The organism is Arthrobacter sp. UYCu723 (genome assembly GCF_054059215.1).
Genome location: NZ_JBSSBW010000001.1, coordinates 1,001,868 through 1,026,633, shown reverse-complemented (window position 1 = coordinate 1,026,633; position 24,766 = coordinate 1,001,868). Strand labels below are relative to the sequence as shown.

Here is a 24,766-nt window from a genome sequence, read left to right as displayed (position 1 = left end):
CGAGCCAGCCCCGTCAGTCGACTGCGCACGAAGTAAGTTCGGCGGCCTCTTCGGGGCTCATCCGGGTAACGCTACGCGCGCCGATTGTCCCCGAGGATCGCGCCTGAGGCTTCCACCTGCGTCTTAACGACGAATTCCTTTGGGTAGGAATCTACCCAAAGGAATTCGTCGTCGGGGACCACGTTAATTCGTAATACCCCCTTTGGCGGTGACGGTGGGATTTGAACCCACGTTGGCTTTGACACCAAACAACATTTCGAGTGTTGCACCTTCGGCCGCTCGGACACGTCACCAACCTGTATAGGGTACCGGAGCAAGGCGCCCAACCCCAAAACGGCCGGCTCCAAGCGGTTCGGCCGTGTCCCGGGACGACCCGCCGGCACGGGACAGGCTTCCCTGCACCCTGCCGGGGCACTAGATTCATCAGCAAGATGGGTACTTCTCAGCAGCAGGCCACAGCAACCGCGTACTGGACCGTCGGACCCGAAAAAGGTGAGCTCCGGCGCGAAGAGCTGCCCGCCCCCGGGCCAGGCGAAGCCATCGTGCGCACCCTGTACTCCGGCATCAGCAAGGGCACCGAACTCGTCGTTCACAACGCCCGCGTGCCGCCATGCGTCGCCGCGGAAATGGCCGCCCCCAACCAGGAGGGTTCCTTTCCCGGGCCGGTGAAGTTCGGCTACCTCTCCGTCGGCGTCGTCGAAGAAGGCCCGGCGGACTGGCCGGGCAGGACAGTTTTCTGCCTGTACCCGCACCAGGACCGCTATGTCGTCCCGGTCGAGTCGCTCACCGTCGTCCCCGACGGCGTTCCGGCCCGCCGCGCCGTCCTCACCGGAACCGTCGAGACCGCCGTCAACGGGCTCTGGGAGGCCGGCCCCCGGCTCGGCGACCGCGTCGCCGTGATCGGCGCCGGACTCGTGGGCGGCATGGTGGCCAAGCTCCTCAGCGCGTTCCCGCTCGGACGGCTGCAGCTGATCGACGTCGACCCCGCCAAGCGCGCGTTCGCGGAAACCCTCGGCGTCGAGTTCAGCCACCCCGACGACGCCCTGCCGGACTGCGACATCGTGATCCACTGCTCGGCCTCGCAGGAAGGGCTTGAACGGAGCCTGCAGCTCGCGGGCGACGAGGGCGACATCATCGAGATGTCCTGGTATGCCGACCGGAAGATCACGCTGCCGCTGGGGGAGGACTTCCACGCCCGCCGGCTTTCCATCCGCGCCAGCCAGGTGGGCGTGGTGGCCCGCGCCCGCCGCCACCGCCGCACCCACGCGGACCGGCTCGAGCTCGCCGTCTCTATGCTGAATGACCCCGTCTTCGATGTGTTCCTCACCGGATCGTCCAGCTTCGAAGAGCTGCCCGACGTCGTCCGGCAGCTTTCCGAGGGCACCCTGGACGCGCTCTGCCACGTCATTGAATACCCAGTCCCCGATCCCAAGACCACAGAAGCCACGAGGTAAGACCGTGTTCAGCCTGACCGTCCGCCGCAACTTCATGATCGCCCACAGCCTCCCGCGCCCCGCCTTCGGCCCTGCCCAGGGCATGCATGGGGCCACCTTCGTCACGGAGGTGACCTTCCGCCGTCGTGCGCTGAACGACGACGCGATTGTTCTGGACATCGGCGAGGCCGGCGACGTGCTGGATTCCGTCCTCGAGGGCCTCAACTTCAAGAACCTGGACGAGCACCCTGACTTCGCCGGAAAGCTCAGCACCACCGAGGCCCTGGCCCGGTACGTCGCCGACGCCGTGGCTGCGAAGATCCGCCGGGGACAGGACGGGCCGGAGCTTGCCGGGCTGGACGTCACCCTCCGCGAGACCCCCGACGCCTGGGCCAGCTACACGCTCGACTTCGACGCCCGCTAGGCACCCGCCGTGCAGCCGCCAGACCTCCGCCTGCGCCTGGTGGTGCCCGGCAACGTCCGGCATAACTCCGGCGGCAACGTCTACAACGCCGCCCTCGCCCGGGAGCTGTCCGCGCTGGGGGCCGCGGTGGAGACCTGCCCGCTCGACGGCGACTGGCCCGGCGGCAGCCCGGCGGACCGACGGCGGCTGGCCGCCCTCCTGCACGGCCCCGGCGACCCCGACGGCTCCGGCTCCGGCGACACCGGGGCGGGGAACTCCGGCGCGGACAGCAGGATAACCCTCGTTGACGGACTGCTCGCCTGCGGGGCGCCGGAGGAACTCGCGGCCGCGGCGGCCGCCGGGCGGCCCGCCTGGATCCTGCTGCACATGCCGCTCGACGACTCCGGTCTAGAAGGGGCAGGGCTGGAACGCCGGGCGCTTCGGGAAGCGGCCGGGGTGATCTGCACCAGCAGCTCGGCCGCGGCCGGGATCCGGGCCAGGTACGGGCTGGGCGGCGTCACGGTGGCCCTGCCGGGCACGGAGCCCGCCCCGCTCGCCCACGGCTCGGAACCCCCGCACCTCCTTGCGGTGGCCGCCCTGCTGCCGAACAAAGACCAATCGCTGCTGCTCGCCGCGCTGGCCCCGCTCACCGGGCTGCCGTGGACGGCGTCGCTGATCGGCTCCGACTCCGCGGACGCCGCGTACGCCGCGCAGCTCAGGGATACCGTCGTCCGGCTGGGGCTGCAGGACCGCGTCCGCATCCCGGGGGAACTCCGGGGCGAAGCGCTGGAGGCAGAATGGGCCGCCGCGGACCTCAGCCTGCTCATCTCCCGGGCCGAGACCTACGGGCTGGTGGTCACCGAGTCGATCGCCCGCGGCATCCCCGTGGTGGTGCGTGCCGGCACCGGAGCCGTGGAGGCGCTCGCGGCCGGCAGTGCGCCAAGCCAGAATCTGGCTGTCCCGCCGGACACCGCGGCAGCCGAGGTGACCGCACTGCCGGGCACCGCCGTCGCACTCGGCTCTGACCCGTCGGCGCTGGCCGAGGTCCTCCGGCGCTGGCTCACTGAGCCGGCGCTCCGCGCCCGGTGGCGGGCGGGCGCCGCCGCTGCCAGGGACCGCTTGCCCGGGTGGGAGACCACGGCCAGGACGGTGTTCGAAGCCTTGGACACAGCTCCGCGCGCGCCGCACCCGCGGGACCCGCCGGAATTGCCTGCGGCAGATGATTCCCCTGCCGCGCAGGCTGTTGGACAATGACCCCATGACGCCCGAGCCCCTCACCACCGTGCCCCCGACCGTGAACATCCCTCCGGCCAGGACGCTCACGCCCGAGCGGCTCCGCGCCTGGGCCTGGCACAGGCAGGGCCTGGACGGCTCGCTCGCGGGTTGCACGGCGGAGCAGGTCTTCGCCCGCGCGGGCTGGGCAAGGTCCGTAGGCGGCGCGAACCCGTACCTCACGCTCTTTGCCCGCGCCGGCATCCGCCGGGAACAGGTCGACGCCGACGTCCTCTCCCACCGGATCCTCGAACTGCCCACCGCCCGCGGCTGCACCTACGTGCTGGGACGCGACGACTTCGCCTGGGCCCTCAAACTGGGCAAGGACGCCGCCGAGGCTTTCCGGGTGCTTGGCAGGCTCGGCGTCGACCGCGGGGAAATCACGCTCCTGGAGGAACAGGTCCTGCACACCCTCGCCGAAGCCGCCGCGCCGATGGACCCGCGGCAGCTCAAGGACGAGCTCGGCGACTCGGTGCGGAACCTCGGGGAGGAAGGCAAGAAGAAGGGCGCCACCACCACACTGCCCACCGTCCTCGGTATCCTGCAGGCGCAGGGAAGGATCCGCCGCGTCCCCGCCAACGGACGTCTCGACCAGCAGCGCTACGCCTACGAGCTCTGGAACCTCCCCGCCAGCCCCCTGGACGAGGACGAAGCCCGCACCGAACTGATCCGCCGCTACCTCGGCTGGACCGGCGGGGCCACGCTCAAGCAGTCGCAGTGGTTCCCGGCTTTCACCGTGGCGCAGAGCAAGGCTGCGCTGGCCGCCGTCGGCGCCGTCGAGGTGGCCACCCAGGTGACCGCCGCCGGGGGCGGGGGGCTGTGGTTGCTGCCCGACGACGTCGAACGCCTGGCCGCGTTCGAGGAACCGGCCGAGGAACAGATCCAGCTGCTCGCCGGCACGGATTCGCTGGTGCTGCTGCGGCGCAACGCGGCGGAGCTGCTCGCCGAGGACGGACCTGACGGGGACAACATCGGCAGGGACGTCATTACTTCGCTGGCGCTGCAGGCGGACCTGCCGGACCACCCGATCCTGGACCGCGGACGGATCATCGGGCTCTGGCAGTACGAGCCGGGCCAGGAGCGGATCGTGCCCTGGCTGTTCCACGGCCCGACGCCAGCGGTGACCCGGCGGATCGCGGAGGTGGAGGCCTGGATCCGGGAGGACCTGGGTGACTTCCGTGCATTCAGCCTCGATTCACCGGCCACCCGGCAGAAGCGGATCGACGTCCTGGCGGCAGCCGCAACAGGCTCCGCCGCAGCAGCTTCCGCCGTCGGCACGTAAGCCAGCAGGACCGGATGCCACCGGAACGGGGCCGTGATGTCCGAGGTTCAGCTGCCGCGGTGTCCGGCGAAGAAGCCCCGCAGCAGCGCCGCGCACTCCGGCGCCCGGACTCCCGCGTACACTTCCACCCAGTGGTTGAGCCGGCGCTCGCGGAGGATGTCGAACACGGAACCCGCGGCCCCGGCCTTCTCGTCCCAGGCGCCGAACACCACCCGGGGAATCCGGGCCAGCACCACCGCCCCGGCGCACATGGCGCAGGGCTCCAGCGTCACCACCAGGGTGCAGTCCTCCAGGCGCCAGCCGTCATCGCGTTGCCCGTTCCGTGCGCTGCGCTCCCGCAGCCGGGCCGCGGCCTCGCGGATGGCCACCATCTCGGCGTGCGCCGTCGGGTCCCCGAGCGCTTCCCGTTCATTGCGCCCGGAACCGAGCACAGCGCCGTCGGGTCCGATCACGACGGCTCCGATCGGCACGTCGTCGGTGGCAAGCGCCCGGCGTGCTTCGGCGATGGCAAGGCCCATCCATTCGGTATGGCGTGGCTCCGGGGAAGTCATGGCTCAATGATAGTTTCGACACTAAGCACGCTGTGCACCACCGGAACGTCAGGAGACAGCCGTGAATACCAGGACTGAGAGCTGGTTGACGCACCGCTGGGGCAAATGGGTGGTGCCCTACGCGGCGCTGTGGGTCACGATGCTCATCGGCGGCGTGGTCGTGGTGGTCTTGGCGCTGTTGAGCGCCGAGGTCTATGACAACGTCGTGGACGACGTCGGCCTGGCGAACCTGGACAAGCCCACCCTGGCGTTTATGGAACAGCTACGGAGTCCAGGCCTGGACTCGTTCGTCACGGGGTTCACCAACATCGGCGGCGGGATTGGCATGCCGATCCTGGCCAGCATCCTGACGGCCTGGCTCATCTGGGCCAGCCGTACCTGGCGGCCGCTGATCCTGATCGGAGGCGCAGCCGCCGTCTCCGTGACCGCCACCACCCTGGGCAAGAAGCTGATCGGCCGGAACCGGCCGGACCACGCCGACGCCGTCCCGCCCTACGAAAACTCGCCGTCCTTCCCGAGCGGCCACACGCTCAACACCACGGTGGTGATCGGGCTCGTGGTGTACCTCGCCTGTCTGGAGGTCCATCGGGCCATCGCCCGGGCCGGCCTGATCACGGCGGGTGTGATCTTCATCGTCGCGATGGGAATGAGCAGGGCCTATCTGGGGCACCACTGGATGACCGATGTGATCATCGGGTGGGTGCTGGGGCTGGGCTGGGTGGGGATCGTCATCCTGGCCCACCGGCTCTTCCATGTGCTGCGCCACCGGGAACAGGCCGGCCCAGCACCGACTTTTGACCATCCCGCCCGCCTCCACGAGGGCGGCGCGGAGGGCGGTGCGGAGGCCGGTGGCGGGGGCTCCGGCAGCGGCCGTCCTGCCGAGACCAACGACGCCGATACCCCCGGCCCCTCGGGAAGGTCCTCGGCGACCGGGTGATAGTTTTGACCCATGCGCACTCTCGTTGTGGACCACCCGCTGGTCGCCCATAAGCTCACCGTTCTGCGGGACAAGAACACCCCGTCCCCGGTCTTCCGCCAGCTCACCGAGGAGCTCGTCACGCTCCTGGCGTATGAGGCCACCCGTGAGGTCCGCACCGAGCCCGTGACCATCGAGACCCCGGTCAGCACCACCATCGGCACCGCCTTCACCAAGCCCACTCCGCTGGTGGTCCCGATCCTCCGTGCCGGGCTCGGCATGCTCGAGGGCATGACCAAGCTGGTCCCCACCGCCGAGGTCGGCTTCCTGGGCATGGCCCGGGACGAGGAGACCCTGGACATCATCACCTACGCCGAGCGCCTCCCCGAGGACCTCACGGACCGCCAGATCTTTGTCCTGGACCCCATGCTGGCCACGGGCGGCACCCTGCGCGAGGCCATCAAGTTCCTCTTCAAGCGCGGCGCCTCCGACGTCACCTGTATCTGCCTGCTCGCCGCCCCCGAAGGCTTGGCCAGGCTGGAGGAGGAGCTCGCGGACGCCAACGTGACGATCGTCCTCGCCTCGATCGACGAGAAGCTCAACGAGAAGTCCTACATAGTGCCCGGCCTGGGCGACGCCGGCGACCGCCTCTACGGCATCGCGGGCTAGTACAGCCAGGCAGCCGCGTCGAGGACCCGGCGCCGAGGACCCGGCTATTGCCGGGACCGGCACGCGTTCCCTTCCGGAATCCCGCAACCCGCGCTAGCGTGTGGGCCATGGACTGGAAACTTGAACTCGTGTTTGTCCCCGTGTCCGATGTGGACCGCGCCAAGGATTTCTACGTCAACAAAGTCGGCTTCAACGCCGACTACGACGAGCGGCCCACGGACGGCATCCGCTTCGTCCAGCTGACCCCGCCGGGCTCCGGCTGCTCGATCGCCATCGGCGAGGGCCTCAACGAGGCGCCGCCAGGCACCGCTCCCAGCCTGCAGCTCGTGGTCAGCGACATCCAGGCCGCGCACAAGCAGCTCAAGGATAACGGCGTGGACGTCAGCGATGTCGATGTCCAGGACTGGGGCCACTTCGTCCATTTTGCCGATCCCGACGGCAACAAATGGGCGGTGCAGTACATCCCCAACCGGCCCAACGGCTAGACGCACCAGCGCACGTCCGTCCCGCCTCCGTCCACTGACAGCACTCAGCACGAAAGAATGCCCCGAACCGCAGGGATTCGGGGCATTCTTGCTGAAGCAGGTTCGTCCGGGAAACTGCCGGCTGGCTTAGTACCAGTTGTGCGCGTAATGGAAGTTCAGGGCGCCGCTGGGGGAGCCGTAGCGTTCCTTGACGTAATTGAGACCCCAGTTGATCTGGGTCCGGTAGTTGGTCAGGTAGTCAGCGCCGGAGCTCGCCATTTTTTCGGCCGGCAGGGACTGGACCACACCGTAGGCGCCGCTGCTCGGATTCGTGGCCGTGGTCTTCCACTCGGACTCCTTGGTCCAGAGCTTCATCAGGCTCTGCATTTCGCCGGGCCCCCAGCCGTAGGATTCCAGTTGCGATGCGGCGTAGGCCTGCGCCGCGGCGGGATCGTCAACGGCGACGGGAGTCGCCGCTTCGGGGGCCGGTGCGGGTGCCGCGACAGGTGCGGGGGCAGGTGCCGGAGCCGCGACAGGTACAGGTGCCGGAGCCGCGGCAGGTGCAGGTGCTTCAGCGGGCTTCACCTCCGCGGACTGGGCCTCGACGCTGGCGCCGGGGGGCACAGAGGTCTGGGCGTCGACGCGGACCCGTTCGAAGTTCAGGGGCGTCAGCGGGTCGGCAACGGTGGCCGACGCCTTGGAGCTGCCGGCGGCGGAGGGACCGTTGGCCGTCTCGGCGGCCTGACCGGCAGCGCCAACTCCGACGAGGACCGCGCAGGCGGTGGCAACGACGGCGGCGCGGCGGCCAGTGGAACCGATGCCCGCGGCAAACCGGGACAGGGCCGAGGCCGGCTTGGCTGACTCGGCGCGGTGGCGTGAATGCGTGGAGCGGGACTTGCCTGCAGCGCTGTCGGGGCGCGTTTGTACTTTGAATTCAGTCATGATGCCTCTCAAACGCCTGCGGAGTTAGCTGTCGGGTTCGGATGAGAAATCCGGCCGCACGGTGCTTCACGTGTCGGCTTCACCCCAAGGGTGCATAGATGCAGAATGCCCGGGAACTCTGGGTCCCCCGCCTCTGCCTGGTCCAGCGAATCCGGGAAGCGGCAGAGTTTGGCGTCCATCCGGATATACGGCGCCAGTGGTGGCCGCACTCTAAAAACCGTACAGGAGTTCCATCCGAGAGTCACATTTTGGTAACGGACATCACGACAGCGGAGTGTCGCCTTGTGCTCTTCCGCCTGGCCGTCGGTGCCGTTGCGCCGCCTGCGTGCCCACTCGACGCGCAGTAACGTCTAGCCGGCACGTAACCGTCGAACGGCGGTGGACGGACGCGACCGCGGCTAGGTCACGGGCGGGCTCGTGGGCAGGCGAACGGCGAACTCCGTCCGGCCTGGCCGGGAGGTGACCTCGACGGTGCCGCCGTGGGCCGCGACAATCGCCTGCACGATCGACAAGCCAAGCCCGCTGGTCCCCTCGGCAGTGGTTGCCGTCGTTGCCGGGGCGGGGGCCCAGGGGCTGCGGGAAATCGCCGAACGGGAGGTTGGCGCCGTCGTAGCTGCCGGATTCTTCCGCGCGGCGTCCGCGCGGGCAAAGCGTGAAAAGACCTTATTCATGAACTGAGGGGGGATCCCGTCCCCGTTGTCGGTCACCGTGACCACGGCGCTTCCATCGGCTGAACGCATCACTCCGGTCACCACCGTCGTCCCGGCCCCGGTGTGCTTGCGCGCATTGGACAGCAGGTTGGCCAGCACCTGATGCAGCTGGGCGGAGTCGCCGCGGACCACCACCGGCTCTTCGGGGAGTTCCAGTTGCCAGACGTGATCCGGGGCCATGACCTTCTCGTCACTGACGATCTAGATCGCCAGCTGGGTGAGGTCCACCTCGCTGAGCTTGAGGGGCTGGCCCTCGTCCAGGCGGGCCAGCAGCAGCAGATCCTCAACCAAGGTGGTCATCCGTTCGGACTGGCTCTGCACCCGTGCGAGGGACTTCTCACCGTCCGGCGTGAATTGCTCGGTCATCCGCATCAGCTCGGTGTAGCCGCGGATAGCGGTTAGCGGGGTCCGCAGCTCATGCGAGGCATCGGCCACGAACTGGCGCACCCTCATTTCGCTGAGCTGCCGCGCCTCGAGCGCGTTGGAGACATTGTCCAGCATCTGGTTCAGCGCGTATCCCACGCCGCCCACTTCCGTGCCACGATGGGCGGCCGACGCCGGCACCCGGACTGCGAGTGCCACCTCGCCGGCGTCGAGGGGGAGTCGGGAGACCTTGGTAGCCACCTCGGACAGCTGTTCGAGCGGCTTCATGGTCCGGCGGATCAGTGCCGTGCCGGCGAGACCGATGACGATGAGGCCGCCGGCAGACACCACCACCATGGTCCACACGAGCGAAGCCAGGGTGTTCTGCTTTTCCGCCAGCGGCAGCCCGGTGACGATCACGTCTCCATAGGGGGTCCGCCCGGCAGTGAGCCGGTAGCCGCCGGCCGAGAGCGTACGGTCAACCGGGACGCCGTTGGGCGTGAGTCCGAGGAGGACGTGGTCGTCATCGGGGGAGAGGCTCTTCCGGGTGGCGTCCCCGGCGAGGAAGCCGGCCCTGCTGACGGCGCCACCCAGGATCCGCGCGTTGAGCGTACCGATGCCCTGGCCTCGGGCCTCCAGCGGATCGGTGCGTCCGCCGGAGTCGCCGGGCGAGGGCCGTCCGAACACGCTGGCGCGGTGGGACGCCTCATCCAGCTGCGTGTCGAGTTGCTTGGTGAGGAAGACGTCCATGGAGGCGTAGCTGAAAAGTCCTACGGCGCCGCAGATGGCCACAAGCAGCGCCATGGTGACGAGGACCAGCCGGGTGCGCAGATGCCAGGTGGAGGGGTCGCGCCACTTTCGCCGGGGGGCAGGGGTCTCACCGGGGAGAGCGCGCACGGATCAATCCGCCGGCTTCAGGACGTAGCCGGCGCCGCGCACGGTGTGGATCATGGGAGCGCGGCTGGCATCGATCTTTTTGCGGAGGTAGGAGATGTACAGTTCGACGATGTTGGCTTGTCCGCCGAAGTCGTAGTCCCACACCCGGTCCAGGATCTGCGCCTTGCTGATGACCCGTTTGGGGTTCTCCATGAGGTAGCGCAGCAACTCGAACTGCGTCGCGGTGAGGTGCAGTTCCTCGCCGGCCCGGGTGACTTCACGGGTATCGACATTGAGTACGAGGTCACCGACCACGAGCTCCGCTGAGTCCATGGCGGCCACGCCGGAGCGCTGCACGAGCCGGTGCAGGCGCAGCAGGACTTCCTCCATGCTGAAGGGCTTGGTGACATAGTCGTCCCCGCCGGCGGCGAGGCCGGTGATCCGGTCCTGGACGTCGTCCTTCGCGGTGAGAAACAGGGCAGGCACAACCGGAGCGAAGGCGCGGATCCTGCCGAGCAGTTCGACGCCGTCGAACCCGGGGATCATGACATCGAGCACCAACACATCTGGGCGGAACTCCTTGGCGAGTTTGACCGCTTCGGGGCCGTCTGCCGCGACAGCGACGGACCAGCCTGCCATCCGCAGGCCCATGCTCATGAGCTCGGAGAGGCTGGGTTCGTCATCCACGACGAGAGCTCGGATGGGGGAGCCGTCCGGGTGGGTGAGCTGCGGAAGGTTGTTGGTCATAGAGTGCGAGGAGGCCATGGGACAACTCTCCGTTCTGCCGGTTAGGCGTGGCTTTGGGGATCCTGTGCTGCACCTGTGAATCCCAGCCTAGCGAGCTGGCAGCCGCCGCGGTGGTCCGTCGCGGGCTTTTGGAACCGTCTCTGACGGAACGGCCGGCATGGGCGGCGGAACTTTGAAGGCGTTCCGCCGCCGGACAATTCGGGCCTGACGGTGTGACCACTCTGTGGGACGGTGGACATTGAATGATAAGTAGGCGAAGCTTCCGCCAGACTGCCCTCCCATGAAGGATTCTTGGCAAACAGCCATCCGAGGCGAACAATATTCGGCTAAACGCCACGACCGACCAGTCAGTCAGGAAAACATCTGTTATTTTATCGGCGCGGCAGAATTGTGATCTGCACTACAATCCCGCGTTTCGTCTCACTATGTGGAACCCGAATCCCTTTGTTACTTGCAAGTTGGCATTGTTACGTTGCACACTTCAATTGTGAACAAGAACTCAACAGCACCTGCAGCCGCAGCTTCCTGGATCAGCCCACCCGCTGATACCGCGATGCGCTGTTGTCGAATGTACGCCTAACTTTTACACCCCAAGAGTTTCTAGGCATTCGCCCCAGCCCAGCGTCGGGCGCCCCTCCCCAGTTTCATTGCGGGGAAAAGTAGCATTCGAGCCGCGATGACGGCCATTCACATTGAGGTAAGCATTCATGTCAGTTGCATCCGGATACGTCCACATCTCCGTCCGTAACGCCGGCAAGGCCGGCCAGGCCTCGGGTATCCGCCAGGGTTTTGGTGGCGGCGGCCGCCCGTCCTTCGCCCCCGCCGGTCCCAGCAACAGCTTCCCGGCCCCTGGTTATGCAGCACAGGGCTACAACCCCGATTCCTACGGCCAGCTCCGCGCCGTTCCGGCCGCCCCGGCCACGGCGCCCACTCCTGTCATTGGTCCGGCTAACGGCAACGCGGTCCGCCCCGTCCCGGCCGACAACGTCGCCCGCGGCTTCGTGCTCTACATGGGCATCGACGAGGAGACCGCCGCGGCTGCCGGCACGTCCATCGCCAAGCTCGCCCAGGAGATCCGGGCCTACGCCCAGTCACTGGTCGCGGGTGCGGAGAGCTACGCCGCCGTCGCCGTTGCGCCGGCCAGCGCCCCGGGTTCCGCGCTCGACGTCGTCCGCTCCACCTTCGGCGACCCCACCGTCGGCGCCCGGCAGCGTGCCGAGACCGCACGCCTCCAGCAGCCGCAGGACCCGCGCCCTTCCGGTGTTCTCATCGACCTTGCCCGCCGCGAGGTCCACCTCGACGGCGATTCCCTGAACCTCACGTTCAAGGAATTCGAGCTCCTGAACTACCTCGTGGAGAACGGCACCCGCACCGTGGGCCGCGACGAGCTGCTCGAAGGACTGTGGCGGAACGCCGAAGAAGTGCCGAATGAGCGCACCATCGACGTCCACATCCGCCGCCTGCGCTCCAAGCTCGGCCGGCTCGCCAACACCGTGCGCACGGTGCGCGGCCAGGGGTACCGCTTCTACGAGCACCCCGAGGTTGTTGTCTGGGCTGCTCCGGAATACTCGATCTAGTCTCTAGCTCACGCAAAGCGTCCGTTCCTGTTGCAGGGGCGGGCGCTTTTGCGTTGGCGGGACGCTTCAGCGACTTTCCGCCGTGCCTTAGCCTTGATCCACCGATGTTGATTGGGGCTACGTCGGCGTTTTAAACCGAGAATGGCCGCCTTTTCAAGGAAAATGAAGTTTGTCTAGAACTCATTTTTCACCGAAAAGAGGCCATCTCGTAGATGCAAGTTTCCCACAAACCATCCGCGGTGTCGGTTTCCTTTGACGAGCCCAATCTCGTGTCGGCTGCCGGGCTGCTGCCGGTCATGACGCTGGCCCGGGACGCCGGGCTGCACGAGCTCGCCCAGGACTGGCTGACGGTGCCGACGGATAAGGGCGCGAACGCCGGGCTGAAAGTCGCTTCCCTGGTCGCCGGGATGGTCGCCGGGGCAGACTCGATTGATGACATGACCCTGTTGCGCCACGGCGGGATGAAGCGGCTCTTCACCGCCTGCTACGCGCCCTCGACCCTGGGCTCGTTCCTGCGGTCCTTCACGTTCGGGCACGTGCGCCAACTGGACGCTGTCGCCTCCCGTTTCCTGGCCGGCCTGGGGACCCGGGCCCCGCTGCTCGGGAGCCCCGGGGCGGAGGACTTCGTGTTCGTCGATGTTGACGACACGATCATCGAGGTCCACGGCTACGCCAAGCAGGGTTCCGGCTACGGGTACTCCGGGGTCCGCGGCCTGAACGCCCTGCTGGCCACGGTCTCCACCAAAGACACCGCCCCGGTAATCGCGGCCCAGCGGCTGCGCAAGGGCGCGGCGAACTCGGCCCGCGGAGCCAAACGCCTGATCACCGATGCCCTGTCCACGCTCAAAGGCCTCCAGACCGGAGGGCAGAGTCGCGGGCGGGTGCTCTGCCGGTTCGATTCGGCCTTCTATGGCCATGCAGCGGTTTCCGCCGCGCTGGCCGGCGGGGCCGAGGTCTCGGTGACCGTGCGCATGGACCCGGCCGTCAAACGGGCTATCGCCGGGATCCCGGAGACGGCATGGGAAATGATCGAATACACCGACGCGGTCTTCGACGAGACCACCAACACCTGGGTCTCGAAGGCTGAGGTCGCCGAAACCGTGTTCACCGCGTTCTCCTCCCGGAAAAAGGCCGAGCAGGTCACCGGCCGGCTGGTGGTGCGCCGCATCCCGGAACTGAACAAGAAAGCCAGCGACGGACAACCCACCTTGTTTGAAACCCATCGGCACCACGCGTTCTTCACCACCGTGGACGCCAAGGTTCTGGACACTGTCGCCGCGGACCAAACCCACCGCAAACACGCTCAGATCGAGCAGGTGAACGCCGATCTGAAGGACAGTGCGCTGGCTCATATGCCCTCAGGTGTTTTCGCGGCGAACTCCGCCTGGCTGGTTGCCGCGGTCATGGCCTATAACCTCACCCGCGCCGCCGGGCTCCTCGCCGCAGGCCCCTTCGGCAAGGCCCGGACCGGCACGATCCGCCGCAAACTCATCCACGTCCCGGCCCGCATCGCCACCAGCGCCCGGAAAATCCGGCTTCATCTCCCCGAAGCCTGGCCCTGGCAAACAGCATGGCAGGGCCTCTTCGAGCACCTCTACCCGCCGCCACAACCGGCCTGAACCCACACCAACCAGCCACACGGCGCAACCAGGACCACCAGTGGAACACCCCGACAGCGAGGCCGGATGATCCACCATGCCCAAACACCTCACCGCAGCCAGCCCGGAATTACGCCCGGGACCGGCTGCCGATCGGTGGATCAAGGCTTAGACACCTCCTTCGTTCCTCAGTCGGCGATGCGGCACTACGCGGAAAGCCGCTTCGCTTCCGCCGGGCAGTTACGTTCCCCGCCGTGTGGCGGGCGCTTTGGGTGCCTGGCTGGCGGGTATGTGCCTCCGCGGCTGAGGGACCTGTTGTGATTCGTGGGTGCGGCGTAGGCTCTGAGCGTTGATCCGACTATTGGGAGGAAGCATGTCTGTTGCACGTATTACTACCCTGAGCTCGAACTCCAAGACCTCGTTTGATGCTGCCATCAAGGAGGGGATCGAGCGGGCCAACAAGACGCTGCGCAATGTCACGGGTGCGTGGGTCAAGGAACAGAAGGTGGAGATCAGCGACGGCGCAGTTGTTGCCTGGCATGTTGTGCTGGAAGTGACCTTTGTCCTGGAAGACTGAACCGCCGCCTGAGTAGCAGCCCGAGTGATGCGCGCCCGTGGAATTCTGTCCGCACTAGGATTGGTGCATGAGCGCGCATCACATCAAACGGCTGGTGATCATGCGGCATGCCAAGGCCGACTGGCCCGGAGGGGTTGCGGATCACGACCGGCCGCTGGAGGAGCGTGGCCACAGGGACGCGCCTATGGCCGGCAAATGGCTGCTCAAGCACGGCGTGGTCCCCGATTTCATCCTTTGCTCCAGTGCGCTCCGGACACGGCAGACGTGCACGTGGGTGTGCAACGAACTCGGCGACAAGGCACCGACGCCGAAACTTGAGGACGGGCTCTACGCCGCCTCAGCCCTGCGGATGCTGACCGTCATTAACGACGTCCCGGACACCGTCACCACGCTGATGGTGATCTCGCACATGCCGGGGGTGCAGGACCTTGCCATGCACCTCGCTTCCCGTGATTCCAACCATGACGCCTACATGGACGCGGCCACCCGGTACCCCACGAGCGGCCTGACCGTGATGGAAACGGAGAAGTCCTGGTCCGAGCTGGATGGCCAGGACGCACGGCTCACGCACTTCAAAGTGCCCCGGGCCAAATAGTCCCCGGCTGCGGGCTCCCGGCCGCCCTGAATCCATAGTCACGGGACCAATTCTGCGGTTTACTGATGCTGTTACTCGTCGACTTTCGTGTTCGAGAGAAAAGGTGGATCATCGTGGATTCAGGACAGCTCATAGGGATCATTGTTGGCGTCATCGTCGTGCTGGCGATCATTGCAGTGGCAGTCATGCTCAACCGCAAGCGCAAGGTGGAGGCAAACCGCAGCCGGGCGGTCGAGATGCGTGAACAGGCCAAGACCGACGAGATCGGTGCAAGGGAGCGCGAGGCGAAGGGGGCGCGCGCCGAGGCGGATGCGAAGCAGGCCGAAGTTGAGGCCGAGCGCCTGCGCGAGGAAGCCCACGGCCGCCAGTCAGAGGCCGAGAACGTCCGCGCCGGCGCCCAGGAACAGCTGCGGAAGGCTGACGAACTGGACCCTGACGTAGTGACCAGCGAACGCGGCGACGCCGAGTCCCGGGACGGGATGAGCGGTGAGGAATTGCGCCGGGACCGCGGTGCGACGAACCACGTCCAGGGCGATACCGGCACCCACCGGCCGGAGGATGACCAGCCCCGCGGCGACCGGCCACGGAATCTCTGACAGCAAGTCTCCCCGAATCCCGGCTGCCTGGGCCGGACTTTCGGTGCGTCGTCCCCGTCATAGGGGCGGAGCACGCCTGAAACCGGCATAGTGGCACTGTGAACCCTCGCCATTCCGCCCTGGCCCTGCTCGTTGCCGTGCTGTGGGGCGTCAACTTCGTCGCGATCGATCTTGGCCTGCACCCGAATGGGACGGAGATGCCGCCGCTGCTGTTCGTCGCCATGCGCTTCACGCTCGTGGTGATCCCCTGTATCTTCTTCATCCGGAAGCCGGACGTGAGCTGGAAGGCGATCGTCGGCGTCGGGCTCTTTATGGGCGCGGGCCAGTTCGGTCTCCTCTACCTGGCCATGGCCCTGGGCATGCCGGCCGGCCTCGCCTCCCTGGTCCTGCAGGCGCAGGTCCTCCTGACGGTGCTGCTGGCTGCCGGCTTGCTCGGCGAACGCCCCAGCCGGCGGCAGTTCGCCGGCGTCGTCCTGGGCGTGGCGGGCCTGGCCGTGGTGGCCGTCGGGCGCAGCCTGGTGGCCCCCGCGTTGCCGCTCATGATCGTGCTGGCGGCGGCCCTGTCCTGGGCGGCCGGAAACATCGTCGCCCGGAAGGCAAAGGCAGCCTCAGGGCTGGGTCTTGTGGTCTGGTCCGGTGCCGTGGTGCCGCTGCCGCTGTTGGGGCTTTCACTGCTCCTGGACGGCCCGGCCGCGGTGTCGGGGGCTCTCATGGACGTGCAGCCCGTCACCCTGCTGAGCGCCCTGTACACCGCGGTCTTCGGTTCCCTCGTGGGCTACGGAATCTGGAACCGGCTTCTCAGTCTTTACCCGTCCTCCGCGGTGGTCCCGTTCACGCTGCTGGTCCCCGTGGTCGGCATGACCACGGCGTGGCTGGTCCTGGGCGAGGTCCCCTCTCCCGCCGAAGTGGCCGGGGGCCTGCTGCTGCTGGGCGGGGTGGCGACGGCGGTGCTGCGACCGTGGCGTTTGTCGCGCACGAGTTCGACGCCGCGGGGTGTGGCGCCGCACGCTCAGCGGCGCGTGGACGACCCTGCGGCAGGCAGGGCCGGGGACTTGGCCGGAGACTTGACGGACGCTTCTTTGGCAGCAGGTGCCTTGGCAGCAGACGTCTTGGCCGCCGGCCGTGGCGTGGCCCGGGGTGCTGCCGTCCTGGCGGCTGACGTTCTGGAAGCAGAGTCCCGCGGTCCGGGACGCGGCGCGGACGTCCCGGAGGAGGCGCCCCTCGTCGACGGAACCCGGCGGGACGGACCCCCGGCCGGACCCCCGGAAGCCGGACCCCTGGCTGTGCCGCGGGAGGCCGACGTCGGACGGCGGCGCGGGGCGTAGCTGGCGCCACGCCGGGTGCCGCCCCTGCCGGGCAGGACGGTCCCGGCGAACAGCAGCAGCAAGGTGGCGGCGCCGGATGCCGCCGCGAGGTAGAAGTACAGGTCCGGATGCTCGGAATCCACCGGAGTGGATATGGCGTCCGGGTCCGAGTTGAAGGCCAGCCCCCATTGCCGCAGGAATGCGATGCCGAACGCCATGAAGAGGATGCTGCCGATGCCGCTTGCCACCAGGGTCTTGTGCCGTCGGCGGACGACCACCTCGGCAACGCAGGCCACATACGCGGCGGCGGAAGCGGCCAGGAACCACACGAGTACCGTCTCGTGCAGGGTGACCCCGGTCAGCACCAGCAACGCGAGGGCAGCCAGAAACGCTCCGATGGCTGTCTTGCCGCTGTTACCCATGTGGCGCATGTGACCCATCATCCCTGAGCGGGGGCTACTTCACCACGTAGCCGCGCATGGATGCCATGATTGCGGCGACGCTTTGCTCGCGGGTCCGTTCCGGGTTGTAGGTCTGCCGGTCGAGCCCAACGACAAAGCAGGCACCGAAAATAGCGGTCTCCAGGCTGCGGCGGGAGACGGTGGGATCAACCGGGTGGACGGCGGCCACCCCGTCGATCGCGGCTCCGATCACGGCGAGCAGGCGTCCGCGCAGTTCGGTGAAGGTGTCCTGCCACTCGCTCGGCGTCCGCCAGTTCTCACTGACCCATAGCCGGGCGAAGGAGGGGTACTCCGCCATGAAGTCCATCGCCTGGCCGATCATCTCGTCCATGGCGGCGAGGGGATCGGCGGCGGTGTCCTTGACGCTCAGCAGCCGTGCCAGCAGGATGTCCACCCCATGGCGCAGCAACTGGGCGATCAGGTCCGACTTGCTGCCGAAGTTGTAATACACCGTGCCCTTGGAGACCCCGGCGGCCGCCGCGATTTCATCGACGGTGACCCCCGCCGCGCCGCGCTCGCCGATCAGCTCCATGGAGGCCTCGAACAGCTTCTGCTTGGTGGCGTTGGTGCGCGCCGGACGGAGCCTCTTCGCCGATTGAGCCGATTGACCTGGCGTCCCAGCGGCGCCGGAAGAGGGCGAGCTGCTGTCCGAAGGGCTGCTGCTCATACGGCGATCTCCGGTTTCAAGGTCTTGAGGGTCCAGTACTTGTGCTTGCGAACGGCCATGGTGGACATTGCCGTACCCAGCAAAGTGTAGCCAAGCAGCCCCAGCATGGTGGGAGGGATGCTGGTGAGGTCGGCGCCGTAGATCAGGTGCCGCATGCCGCTGACAACGTAGCCCATCGGCAGGAGCTGGTGCACCACATGCAGCGGCTCGGGCGTGGTCTGCCACGGGAAGGTGCCGCCGGAAGAGACCAGCTGGAGCACCAGCAGGATGAGGACCACGAGCTTGCCGGGAGATCCGAGCAGCGCCACCACGCCCTGGATTATCGCGCTGAACGCCATCGCCGCGGCCAGCATGAGGACCCACATCAGCACCGGATGTGCTGGGTTGAGCCCCAGCCCCACGTCCACCACCAGGGTCAGCAGGCTCGCCTGGACGGCGGCGACCGCCAGGAACGGAAGCCAGCCCCCGACGGCGATCTTCCACGCCGGGGCGTTGGAGGCCAGTGCCCGCTGGGTGACGGGCCGCATCGCCTGGATCAGCATGAAGACGCCAATCCACAGGGCGAGGGTGAGGAAGAACGGCGCGAGTCCTGCTCCATAAGACCCGGCCTTGGCCTGCGAGACGTTGCTGACGGCGACGGGATCGGCCATCACCCGGGCGAGGCTGTCCTTCTGGGCGTCGTCGGGGTTGGGGACTTTCCCGGCACCGCTGGCGAGCTCGCCCGCAAGGGTCCGGGCGCCGTCGGACGCCGTGGCGGCCCCGCCCTCCAGCTGAGCCGCGCCCTCATCAAGTTTCCCCGCACCCTGGGAGAGTTTCCCGGCGCCGTCCAGCGCGCTCTGCTGCCCGGCGGCGAGGGCAGCTGCGCCGCCGTCGAGCCGGTCCGCCCCGGAAGCGGCCTGGGCGACGGCGCCGCTGAGGGCCGGGCCAGCGGCCGCCAGCTTTGCCGCGCCCGCGCTCACGGCGGCAGATCCGTCGGCAAGCTGCTGGATCTGTGCCGCGGCGGTCTTGAGGCTGACCGCGGGGCCCGCTGCGGCGCTGGGGCCAGCTGCGGCGCGGGGGGCCGGGTTGGCATCGAAGTCGGCCAGGATGGCGTCCGCCTGGGCGGGGGTGATGGCCCCCGCCGAGACCAGCCGGGAGTTGGATGCCACGATCCGGCTCCGTTGCGCCTGGGCGGCGGCTTGGTCGGAGGCGGCCAACTGGCCCGCCAGGCCCTGCACCTGGGTGTTGAGCGCGGCGTTGCCGGCGGCCACCTGCGCGGCACCGTCCGCGAGCCGCTGCGAATCGGCAGGCAGCGTGGCGGTCTTGTCCTGCAGCTGGGTGAGCCCGGCGCTGAGCTGGGACGCGCCCGTGCTGAGTGAGTTTGCCCCGTCCCGCAACTTGAGCTGGCCGTTGTAGAGGTCCGCGGCGCCGTCCTTGAGTTCGCCGGTTCCCTGGTGCAGGGTCACCGTCCCGTCGTGCACGGTGGCGACGCCGTCGGCCAGCTTCCCGGCGCCGTCGGAGGCCTTGAGCATCTGGGAATGGATGGTGCCGAAGCCGGTGAGGAGCCGGTTGGCGGTTTCCTCGCCCACCTCGGTGGCAACCGTGGTGTGCACGGCGGTGGTGAGCTTATCCACGATGGTGCTCAGCAGATAGTTGTTCGCGTCGTTGGTGGTGACGTTGAGCATGGCCTGGTTGGCGGCGTCGAAACTGCCGGGGGAGACCAGGTTGGCCGAGAAGTCCTTGGGGATCTTCAGCGCGAAGGCGTACTTGCCCGTGCTCACGCCCTGGTCCGCTTGCTCCGATCCGGAAACGGTCTGCCAGTTGAAGACATGGCCGTCGGTCAGGCTTTCCGCCACCTTCTTGCCGGCCTCCAGCCGGGTGCCGTCCGTGGACGTGGCGCCGGAGTCCTCGACCACGAGCGCAGCGTCGATCTGGTTCAGCTTTCCGTACGGATCCCAGTTGGCATAGAGGTACACGGCCCCGTAGAGCAGCGGGACCATGACCAGCGCCAGGATGGTCAGCTTGGGCAGCAGGCCCGCGGTCATGCGCTTGAGTTCGGAGCGGGCCAGCCGCAGCACAGTCACTTTGCGCCCTCTTCCTGCAGTGTTTGACTTTGCTGCGTTTGATTTTGCAGCGTCTGAGCAGGGTGTTCGTCCCCGGACGGCGGTTCCGCCCGTTGTTCGGGCCCGGGGCGGGCGTTGCCGATCGAGGCGGCGGGACCGGCCCACCCGGCCGGGAGGCTGGTGACGGTGGCGACGACGGCAAGCGGCCGCCCGGCGTCGTGCGCCAGCTCCTCAAGCCGCGGCAGCCAGTCCGCGGGATCGCCGCTGTGGCGGTCGGGGGAGTCGACCACGAGGAGATCCGTGTTCGGGTTGGCGAGGGCCAGGGCCGTCAGCAGCTCGATCCGCCGGCCGGCGTCGAGCTGCTCGGCCCACAGCCCGGCGATGTCCTCGAAGCGGTTGACCTTGAGCCAGGGTTTGCTGAGCAGGGCGCCGCGGTAGCGGCGGGGGACCAAAGCGAGGTCCTCCGTGACGAGATCCTGGACGCTCAGGTGCTGCTCGGGCTCGTTGACGCCGGGGGAGTCCACCACGGCGCTCGCCGCACGCAGCTGTTTGATCCTGGCGCTGCCATCCCATTCCCTGCCGTCCCAGGAAAAGTGGCCGCCGGAGGGCTTCATGCGTCCGCTCAGTGTCAGCGCGAGGGCCGTGCGCTGGTCCTGCCGCGTTCCAGTCACCAGCAGGAGCCCGCCGCGCATGGCCTGGAGCGACGTCGCCGGAAGCAGGAAGTCCCGCCGGCCGTTCACGGAGAGCTGTTGCACGGAGAGCAAAGGGGGCCTTTCGCAGAGGAATGTCTGCTCCAAGTCTAACTAAACTGACTGGTCAGTTCAAATAAAGCCCGTCCCCGGAAGCGCGAACGTACACTTGAGGCCCCGAAAACGCGCTTTTCGGGGCCTCAAGTGTACGTTCGCGCGTCCTGGGGGCGTGCGGAGTGGGCATGCTTAGAGACCGTATTCCTCGAGCAGCCGGAGCCAGACTTCGCTGATTGTCGGGTAGGACGGCACGGCGTGCCAGAGACGGTCCAGCGGCACCTCACCCACAACGGCGATCGTGGCGGCGTGCAGCAGCTCGGCGACGTCCGGGCCGGCGAACGTCGCGCCCAGCAGCACCTTGCGGTCCTCGTCGATCACCAGCTGGGCCCAGCCCTCATACTGCTCGGAATGCAGCGAGGATCCCGCCACCTGGATGGGCAGCTCCACGGAGGCGGCTCTGAAGCCATCCTTTTCCGCCTGCTGCACGGACCGCCCCACGTTCGCGAGTTCCGGGTCGGTGAACACCACATTGGGTACGGCATGGCCGTCGGCGGTCTGGGCATAGCGGCTCCACGGCTCCGGCTCTCCGGTGAGTTCGCCCCTCGCGCGCGCTGCGATGGCGTCGCCGGTGGCCCGGGCCTCGTATTTTCCCTGGTGGGTCAGCATGACCTTCCCGGCCGCGTCGCCGACGGCGTAGAGCCACGGTCCGCCGTCGTCGCCTGTTGCGCCGGAGACCAAACCGGTGGAGTCGGTGCCGAGCCTCAGCGCCTTGCCCTCCGCTGCGGCGAGCCCCACGCTCTCCAGGCCCAGTCCTTCGAGGGCCGGGTGCCGCCCCGTGGTGACGAGCAGCTTGTCCGCCGTGACTGTGCTGCCGCCGTCGAGCGCCAGGCTGAGGGAGCCGTCGTCGTTCTCACTGACGCCTTGCGTTCCGGTGTGCAGGTGGAGTTCGACGCCGTCGGCCCGCAGGCCCGCCGCAACCAGCCGCGACGCCTCCTCCGGGAACATGCCCAGCAGCCCGCCGCGGGCCACGAGGGTCACTGCCGATCCCAGGCGCGCGTAGGCCTGGGCGAGTTCGGTGCCGGCCACGCCGCCGCCGAGCACGGCCAGCCGCTCGGGAATCTGGTGGGCTGAGGTCGCCTCCCGCGTGGTCCAGTACTCGACGTCGTCCAGTCCTTCGACCGGCGGCAGATTGGGGGTGGACCCTGTCGCGACCACGACGGCGTGCCGCGCCGCGAGCGCGTAGCTGTTGCCGTCCAGCCCCGCGACCTCCACTTTCCGCGGCCCCGTGAGCCAGCCGTGGCCGCGGATCAGTTCGATTCCGGTTTCCTCGACCCATTTGACCTGGCTGTCGTCCTGCCAGTTGGAGGTGAAGTAATCGCGGCGTTTCAGCACTGCGGCGGCATCCAGGGTCCGGGCGACCGCCTGCCGGGCGCCGGGGACGGTCTGGGCTGCGTGGAGGGCGGTTCCGGGCCGCAGCAGCGCCTTGGAGGGCATGCAGGCCCAGTAGGAGCACTCGCCGCCGACCAGTTCCGCCTCGACCAGCACCGCGGACAGCCCTCCCCGGACCACCCGCTCCGCCACGTTCTCGCCCACAGCCCCCGCGCCGATCACAATGACATCGAATTCCCGCTCAAGCTGTGCCGTCATGGCAGAAGCCTACGCCCGGACCTTACCGGCCGGGCGCGGGTCCCCACCCCGGAGAGTCTTAGCACAAGGCGATTGCGGAGTAGGGCTTAAACGAGAAAATCCGCAACCGGCGGACCGGTGCGGATTTTCTTGTTCTGTGCGCCCAAAGGGATTCGAACCCCTGACCTTCTGTTCCGTAGACAGACGCTCTATCCAGCTGAGCTATGGGCGCATTCTCGGCTCTTGGAGAACTTCTCGCTCCCCGAACCTCGAATTACTTTACGCGAGGTGGGCCGTGCTGACAAATCGAAAGGGGTGTAATCTGGCTGACTAGACCGGTCTACGTGACCTTAGTCACAAAATATCAGCTTGCGGAGGCAAAAGTTCGTTGAATTTCCGGGGTTTTTGATTTCCGGCCTCCCGGATGTCCCGTAACTGGACCACTTTTGAGGGGGTGATCTAGCCCTACATTTAGGAACACACCACTGAACCCGAGGAAGGGAACCGTAATGGGCGATCTGGCGCGACTGCCGTTGCTTGAAAAAGCACCCACCACACATGCTGGTCTGCTGGCATGGGTCGAAGAGGTAGCTGAACTGACCCAGCCGGACCGGATCCACTGGGTTGACGGCTCCGAAGCGGAGAACACCCGGCTCACGGACGAGCTCGTAGCCGCAGGCACACTGACCCGGCTGAACGAGAAGCTGTTCCCCAAATCTTTCGCGGCATTCTCCGACCCCGCCGATGTGGCCCGTGTCGAAGAGCAGACCTTCATCTGCTCCGAGAACAAACGCGATGCAGGCTTCACCAACAACTGGATGGCTCCGGCGGAGATGAAGGAAAAGCTGCGCGGGCTGTTCAGCGGCTCCATGCGCGGCCGCACCATGTACGTCATCCCCTTCGTCATGGGACACCTTGATGCCGAGGACCCCAAGTTCGGTGTCGAGATCACGGACAGTGCCTATGTTGTCGCCTCCATGCGCATCATGGCCACCATCGGCACTAAGGTCCTGGACCGCATCACCGCCACGAACGCCTTCTTCGTCCCCGCACTGCACTCCCTGGGCGCGCCGCTGACCCCCGGCCAGGCCGACGTCGCCTGGCCGTGCAACCCGGACAAGTGGATTGTCCACTTCCCGGAAGAGCGCTCCATCTGGTCCTTCGGTTCCGGCTACGGCGGCAACGCCCTGCTGGGCAAGAAGTGCTATGCCCTGCGCATCGCCTCCGTGATGGCCCGCGACGAGGGCTGGCTGGCGGAGCACATGCTTATCCTCAAGCTGACCTCGCCGGAGCAGAAGAAATACTACGTCTCCGCTGCGTTCCCGTCCGCCTGCGGCAAGACCAACCTCGCCTTGCTGGATCCGACGATCGAGGGCTGGGAGGTCGAGACTCTCGGTGACGACATCTCCTGGATGCGGATCGGCAAGGAAGGCGAACTGCGCGCCACCAACCCGGAAGCCGGCCTGTTCGGTGTCGCTCCGGGCACCGGCTGGGGCACCAACCCCAACGCCATGCGCGCCATTGCCAAGGGCCACAGCATCTTCACCAACGTTGCCCTGACGGACGACGGCGGCGTGTGGTGGGAAGGGATGACGGAGGAGACTCCGGCGCACCTGACCGACTGGCAGGGCAACTCGTGGACGCCTGATTCAGATAAGCCGGCAGCCCACCCGAACTCCCGCTTCTGCACGCCGATCTCCCAGATCGACATGCTGGCCGAGGAGTACTACAGCCCCGAAGGCGTCGAGCTTTCCGCGATCCTGTTCGGCGGCCGCCGGAAGACCACCATCCCGCTGGTAACCGAATCCCGCACCTGGTCCAACGGCGTCTTCATGGGGTCCACGCTGTCCTCGGAGACCACGGCGGCTGCTGCCGGCCAGGTGGGCGTGCTGCGGCGCGATCCGATGGCCATGCTGCCGTTCATCGGCTACGACGCGGGTGACTACCTGAACCACTGGGTCAACCTGTCCGCCAAGGCCAACCAGGAACGCCTGCCCAAGATCTTCCTGGTCAACTGGTTCCGGCGCACCGCCGACGGCGGCTTCGCCTGGCCCGGCTTCGGCGACAACGCCCGCGTCCTGAAGTGGGCCATCGAGCGCATCGAAGGCAAGGCTGCCGCCGTCGAGACCCCCATCGGCTACGTGCCGACCGGCGACTCGCTGGACGTCACCGGCCTGGCCCTGACCCCGGCCGAGGTGGAAGACGCAGTCCGCGTCGACCCCGAGGAATGGGCAACTGAGCTGGCCTCCATCGAAGAGTGGTACGCCCGGTTCGGTGACTCCCTGCCCGAGGCCCTGCGCTCCGAGCTCGAGGGGCTGAAGGCGCGCCTCAGCTAGTTTCACCCGTTAG

The 24,766-nt window shown here is 67.7% G+C and carries 20 protein-coding genes, 2 tRNA genes, 2 pseudogenes and 1 riboswitch; of the genes and pseudogenes, 14 read left to right on the top strand and 10 right to left on the bottom strand.

Features of this window, described 5'->3' with window-relative positions; genetic code table 11:
* Window positions 1-203: 203 nt before the first annotated feature.
* Window positions 204-293: transfer RNA gene (locus ACVWZ8_RS04590), tRNA-Ser, on the bottom strand.
* 138 nt (window positions 294-431) lie between these two features.
* Between ACVWZ8_RS04590 and ACVWZ8_RS04585 the strand changes: the two genes are divergently transcribed.
* The 4 genes from ACVWZ8_RS04585 to ACVWZ8_RS04570 are packed head-to-tail and all read left to right on the top strand — an operon-like array spanning window position 432 to window position 4,390.
* A complete protein-coding gene (locus ACVWZ8_RS04585; protein ID WP_456503940.1) occupies window positions 432-1,454 on the top strand; it encodes a zinc-dependent alcohol dehydrogenase in 1,023 nt (340 codons plus the stop codon).
* Between the two features lie 4 nt (window positions 1,455-1,458).
* Complete coding sequence (locus tag ACVWZ8_RS04580) at window positions 1,459-1,857, top strand: 6-pyruvoyl trahydropterin synthase family protein (protein WP_456503939.1); 399 nt, start codon at window positions 1,459-1,461, stop codon at window positions 1,855-1,857.
* 9 nt (window positions 1,858-1,866) lie between these two features.
* Window positions 1,867-3,090 carry a glycosyltransferase gene (locus ACVWZ8_RS04575; protein WP_456503938.1) on the top strand — a complete coding sequence of 408 codons (1,224 nt, stop codon included), beginning with the start codon at window positions 1,867-1,869 and terminating at the stop codon, window positions 3,088-3,090.
* Window positions 3,091-3,094: 4 nt separating this feature from the next.
* Window positions 3,095-4,390, top strand: a complete 1,296-nt coding sequence (locus ACVWZ8_RS04570) for a DNA glycosylase AlkZ-like family protein (protein WP_456503937.1) — start codon at window positions 3,095-3,097, stop codon at window positions 4,388-4,390.
* A 47-nt stretch (window positions 4,391-4,437) separates the two neighbouring features.
* Here the strand turns inward: ACVWZ8_RS04570 and ACVWZ8_RS04565 are convergent, their stop codons facing one another.
* On the bottom strand, window positions 4,438-4,941 hold the full coding sequence (locus tag ACVWZ8_RS04565; RefSeq protein WP_456503936.1) for a nucleoside deaminase: 504 nt from the start codon (window positions 4,939-4,941) through the stop codon (window positions 4,438-4,440).
* Between the two features lie 61 nt (window positions 4,942-5,002).
* On the opposite strand from ACVWZ8_RS04565, the gene ACVWZ8_RS04560 reads away from it, so the two are divergent.
* The 3 genes from ACVWZ8_RS04560 to ACVWZ8_RS04550 all read left to right on the top strand — a co-directional run bounded on the left by ACVWZ8_RS04560 (window position 5,003) and on the right by ACVWZ8_RS04550 (window position 7,011).
* Window positions 5,003-5,878 carry a phosphatase PAP2 family protein gene (locus ACVWZ8_RS04560; RefSeq protein WP_456503935.1) on the top strand — a complete coding sequence of 292 codons (876 nt, stop codon included), beginning with the start codon at window positions 5,003-5,005 and terminating at the stop codon, window positions 5,876-5,878.
* Window positions 5,879-5,890: 12 nt separating this feature from the next.
* Window positions 5,891-6,526: a uracil phosphoribosyltransferase gene (gene upp, locus ACVWZ8_RS04555; protein WP_354242128.1), complete on the top strand. Its 636-nt coding sequence runs from the start codon at window positions 5,891-5,893 to the stop codon at window positions 6,524-6,526.
* Window positions 6,527-6,633: 107 nt separating this feature from the next.
* Window positions 6,634-7,011 (top strand): VOC family protein, encoded by a 378-nt coding sequence (locus tag ACVWZ8_RS04550; RefSeq protein ID WP_426976027.1) that lies wholly within the window; start codon window positions 6,634-6,636, stop codon window positions 7,009-7,011.
* A gap of 126 nt (window positions 7,012-7,137) precedes the next feature.
* Here ACVWZ8_RS04550 and ACVWZ8_RS04545 read toward each other — a convergent pair whose 3' ends face one another.
* From ACVWZ8_RS04545 to ACVWZ8_RS04535, 3 genes and pseudogenes are all read right to left on the bottom strand, one after another.
* Window positions 7,138-7,932: an aggregation-promoting factor C-terminal-like domain-containing protein gene (locus tag ACVWZ8_RS04545; RefSeq protein ID WP_426976028.1), complete on the bottom strand. Its 795-nt coding sequence runs from the start codon at window positions 7,930-7,932 to the stop codon at window positions 7,138-7,140.
* Window positions 7,931-8,090: riboswitch (cyclic di-AMP (ydaO/yuaA leader) on the bottom strand. Its footprint overlaps the gene before it by 2 nt.
* Window positions 8,091-8,330: 240 nt before the next feature.
* Window positions 8,331-9,809: pseudogene (locus ACVWZ8_RS04540) on the bottom strand (HAMP domain-containing sensor histidine kinase).
* Window positions 9,810-9,905: 96 nt separating this feature from the next.
* On the bottom strand, window positions 9,906-10,646 hold the full coding sequence (locus tag ACVWZ8_RS04535; RefSeq protein WP_426976029.1) for a response regulator transcription factor: 741 nt from the start codon (window positions 10,644-10,646) through the stop codon (window positions 9,906-9,908).
* Window positions 10,647-11,335: 689 nt separating this feature from the next.
* On the opposite strand from ACVWZ8_RS04535, the gene ACVWZ8_RS04530 reads away from it, so the two are divergent.
* The 6 genes and pseudogenes from ACVWZ8_RS04530 to ACVWZ8_RS04505 form a co-directional block, all read left to right on the top strand.
* A complete protein-coding gene (locus tag ACVWZ8_RS04530) occupies window positions 11,336-12,205 on the top strand; it encodes a winged helix-turn-helix domain-containing protein (protein WP_456503934.1) in 870 nt (289 codons plus the stop codon).
* A 212-nt stretch (window positions 12,206-12,417) separates the two neighbouring features.
* Window positions 12,418-13,824, top strand: coding sequence for an IS1380 family transposase (locus tag ACVWZ8_RS04525; protein WP_456503408.1), 1,407 nt, complete (start codon window positions 12,418-12,420; stop codon window positions 13,822-13,824).
* Between the two features lie 352 nt (window positions 13,825-14,176).
* Window positions 14,177-14,380 (top strand): dodecin family protein, encoded by a 204-nt coding sequence (locus ACVWZ8_RS04520; RefSeq protein ID WP_354189975.1) that lies wholly within the window; start codon window positions 14,177-14,179, stop codon window positions 14,378-14,380.
* Between the two features lie 67 nt (window positions 14,381-14,447).
* The gene (locus tag ACVWZ8_RS04515) at window positions 14,448-14,975 is read left to right on the top strand and encodes a SixA phosphatase family protein (protein ID WP_426976031.1); all 528 of its coding nucleotides are present in this window, start codon (window positions 14,448-14,450) and stop codon (window positions 14,973-14,975) included.
* Window positions 14,976-15,088: 113 nt separating this feature from the next.
* Window positions 15,089-15,571 (top strand): hypothetical protein, encoded by a 483-nt coding sequence (locus ACVWZ8_RS04510; RefSeq protein WP_456503933.1) that lies wholly within the window; start codon window positions 15,089-15,091, stop codon window positions 15,569-15,571.
* Window positions 15,572-15,669: 98 nt separating this feature from the next.
* A pseudogene (locus tag ACVWZ8_RS04505) lies at window positions 15,670-16,524 on the top strand (EamA family transporter); the annotation flags it as partial.
* 807 nt (window positions 16,525-17,331) lie between these two features.
* Here ACVWZ8_RS04505 and ACVWZ8_RS04500 read toward each other — a convergent pair.
* From ACVWZ8_RS04500 to ACVWZ8_RS04480, 5 genes are all read right to left on the bottom strand, one after another.
* On the bottom strand, window positions 17,332-18,003 hold the full coding sequence (locus ACVWZ8_RS04500) for a TetR/AcrR family transcriptional regulator (RefSeq protein WP_456503932.1): 672 nt from the start codon (window positions 18,001-18,003) through the stop codon (window positions 17,332-17,334).
* Window positions 18,000-20,066, bottom strand: coding sequence for a YhgE/Pip family protein (locus ACVWZ8_RS04495; RefSeq protein ID WP_456503931.1), 2,067 nt, complete (start codon window positions 20,064-20,066; stop codon window positions 18,000-18,002). The genes ACVWZ8_RS04500 and ACVWZ8_RS04495 overlap by 4 nt, the downstream gene beginning before the upstream one ends.
* Complete coding sequence (locus tag ACVWZ8_RS04490) at window positions 20,063-20,809, bottom strand: ABC transporter ATP-binding protein (RefSeq protein ID WP_456503930.1); 747 nt, start codon at window positions 20,807-20,809, stop codon at window positions 20,063-20,065. Before ACVWZ8_RS04490 ends, ACVWZ8_RS04495 begins: the two co-directional genes overlap by 4 nt.
* 171 nt (window positions 20,810-20,980) lie before the next feature.
* Window positions 20,981-22,438: a dihydrolipoyl dehydrogenase family protein gene (locus ACVWZ8_RS04485; RefSeq protein ID WP_456503929.1), complete on the bottom strand. Its 1,458-nt coding sequence runs from the start codon at window positions 22,436-22,438 to the stop codon at window positions 20,981-20,983.
* Window positions 22,439-22,575: 137 nt separating this feature from the next.
* Window positions 22,576-22,649: transfer RNA gene (locus ACVWZ8_RS04480), tRNA-Arg, on the bottom strand.
* Between the two features lie 277 nt (window positions 22,650-22,926).
* On the opposite strand from ACVWZ8_RS04480, the gene ACVWZ8_RS04475 reads away from it, so the two are divergent.
* Window positions 22,927-24,753, top strand: coding sequence for a phosphoenolpyruvate carboxykinase (GTP) (locus tag ACVWZ8_RS04475; protein ID WP_456503928.1), 1,827 nt, complete (start codon window positions 22,927-22,929; stop codon window positions 24,751-24,753).
* The last annotated feature ends 13 nt before the right edge of the window (window positions 24,754-24,766 follow it).

Bases quoted from the DNA above. Each gene is read 5' to 3' on its own strand.
- ACVWZ8_RS04585 (WP_456503940.1), top strand. From the start codon at position 432: ATGGGTACTTCTCAGCAGCAGGCCACAGCAACCGCGTACTGGACCGTC.
- ACVWZ8_RS04570 (WP_456503937.1), top strand. From the start codon at position 3,095: ATGACGCCCGAGCCCCTCACCACCGTGCCCCCGACCGTGAACATCCCT.
- ACVWZ8_RS04565 (WP_456503936.1), bottom strand. From the start codon at position 4,941: ATGACTTCCCCGGAGCCACGCCATACCGAATGGATGGGCCTTGCCATC.
- upp (WP_354242128.1), top strand. From the start codon at position 5,891: ATGCGCACTCTCGTTGTGGACCACCCGCTGGTCGCCCATAAGCTCACC.
- ACVWZ8_RS04550 (WP_426976027.1), top strand. From the start codon at position 6,634: ATGGACTGGAAACTTGAACTCGTGTTTGTCCCCGTGTCCGATGTGGAC.
- ACVWZ8_RS04545 (WP_426976028.1), bottom strand. From the start codon at position 7,932: ATGACTGAATTCAAAGTACAAACGCGCCCCGACAGCGCTGCAGGCAAG.
- ACVWZ8_RS04535 (WP_426976029.1), bottom strand. From the start codon at position 10,646: ATGGCCTCCTCGCACTCTATGACCAACAACCTTCCGCAGCTCACCCAC.
- ACVWZ8_RS04530 (WP_456503934.1), top strand. From the start codon at position 11,336: ATGTCAGTTGCATCCGGATACGTCCACATCTCCGTCCGTAACGCCGGC.
- ACVWZ8_RS04525 (WP_456503408.1), top strand. From the start codon at position 12,418: ATGCAAGTTTCCCACAAACCATCCGCGGTGTCGGTTTCCTTTGACGAG.
- ACVWZ8_RS04520 (WP_354189975.1), top strand. From the start codon at position 14,177: ATGTCTGTTGCACGTATTACTACCCTGAGCTCGAACTCCAAGACCTCG.
- ACVWZ8_RS04515 (WP_426976031.1), top strand. From the start codon at position 14,448: ATGAGCGCGCATCACATCAAACGGCTGGTGATCATGCGGCATGCCAAG.
- ACVWZ8_RS04500 (WP_456503932.1), bottom strand. From the start codon at position 18,003: ATGAGCAGCAGCCCTTCGGACAGCAGCTCGCCCTCTTCCGGCGCCGCT.
- ACVWZ8_RS04485 (WP_456503929.1), bottom strand. From the start codon at position 22,438: ATGACGGCACAGCTTGAGCGGGAATTCGATGTCATTGTGATCGGCGCG.
- ACVWZ8_RS04475 (WP_456503928.1), top strand. From the start codon at position 22,927: ATGGGCGATCTGGCGCGACTGCCGTTGCTTGAAAAAGCACCCACCACA.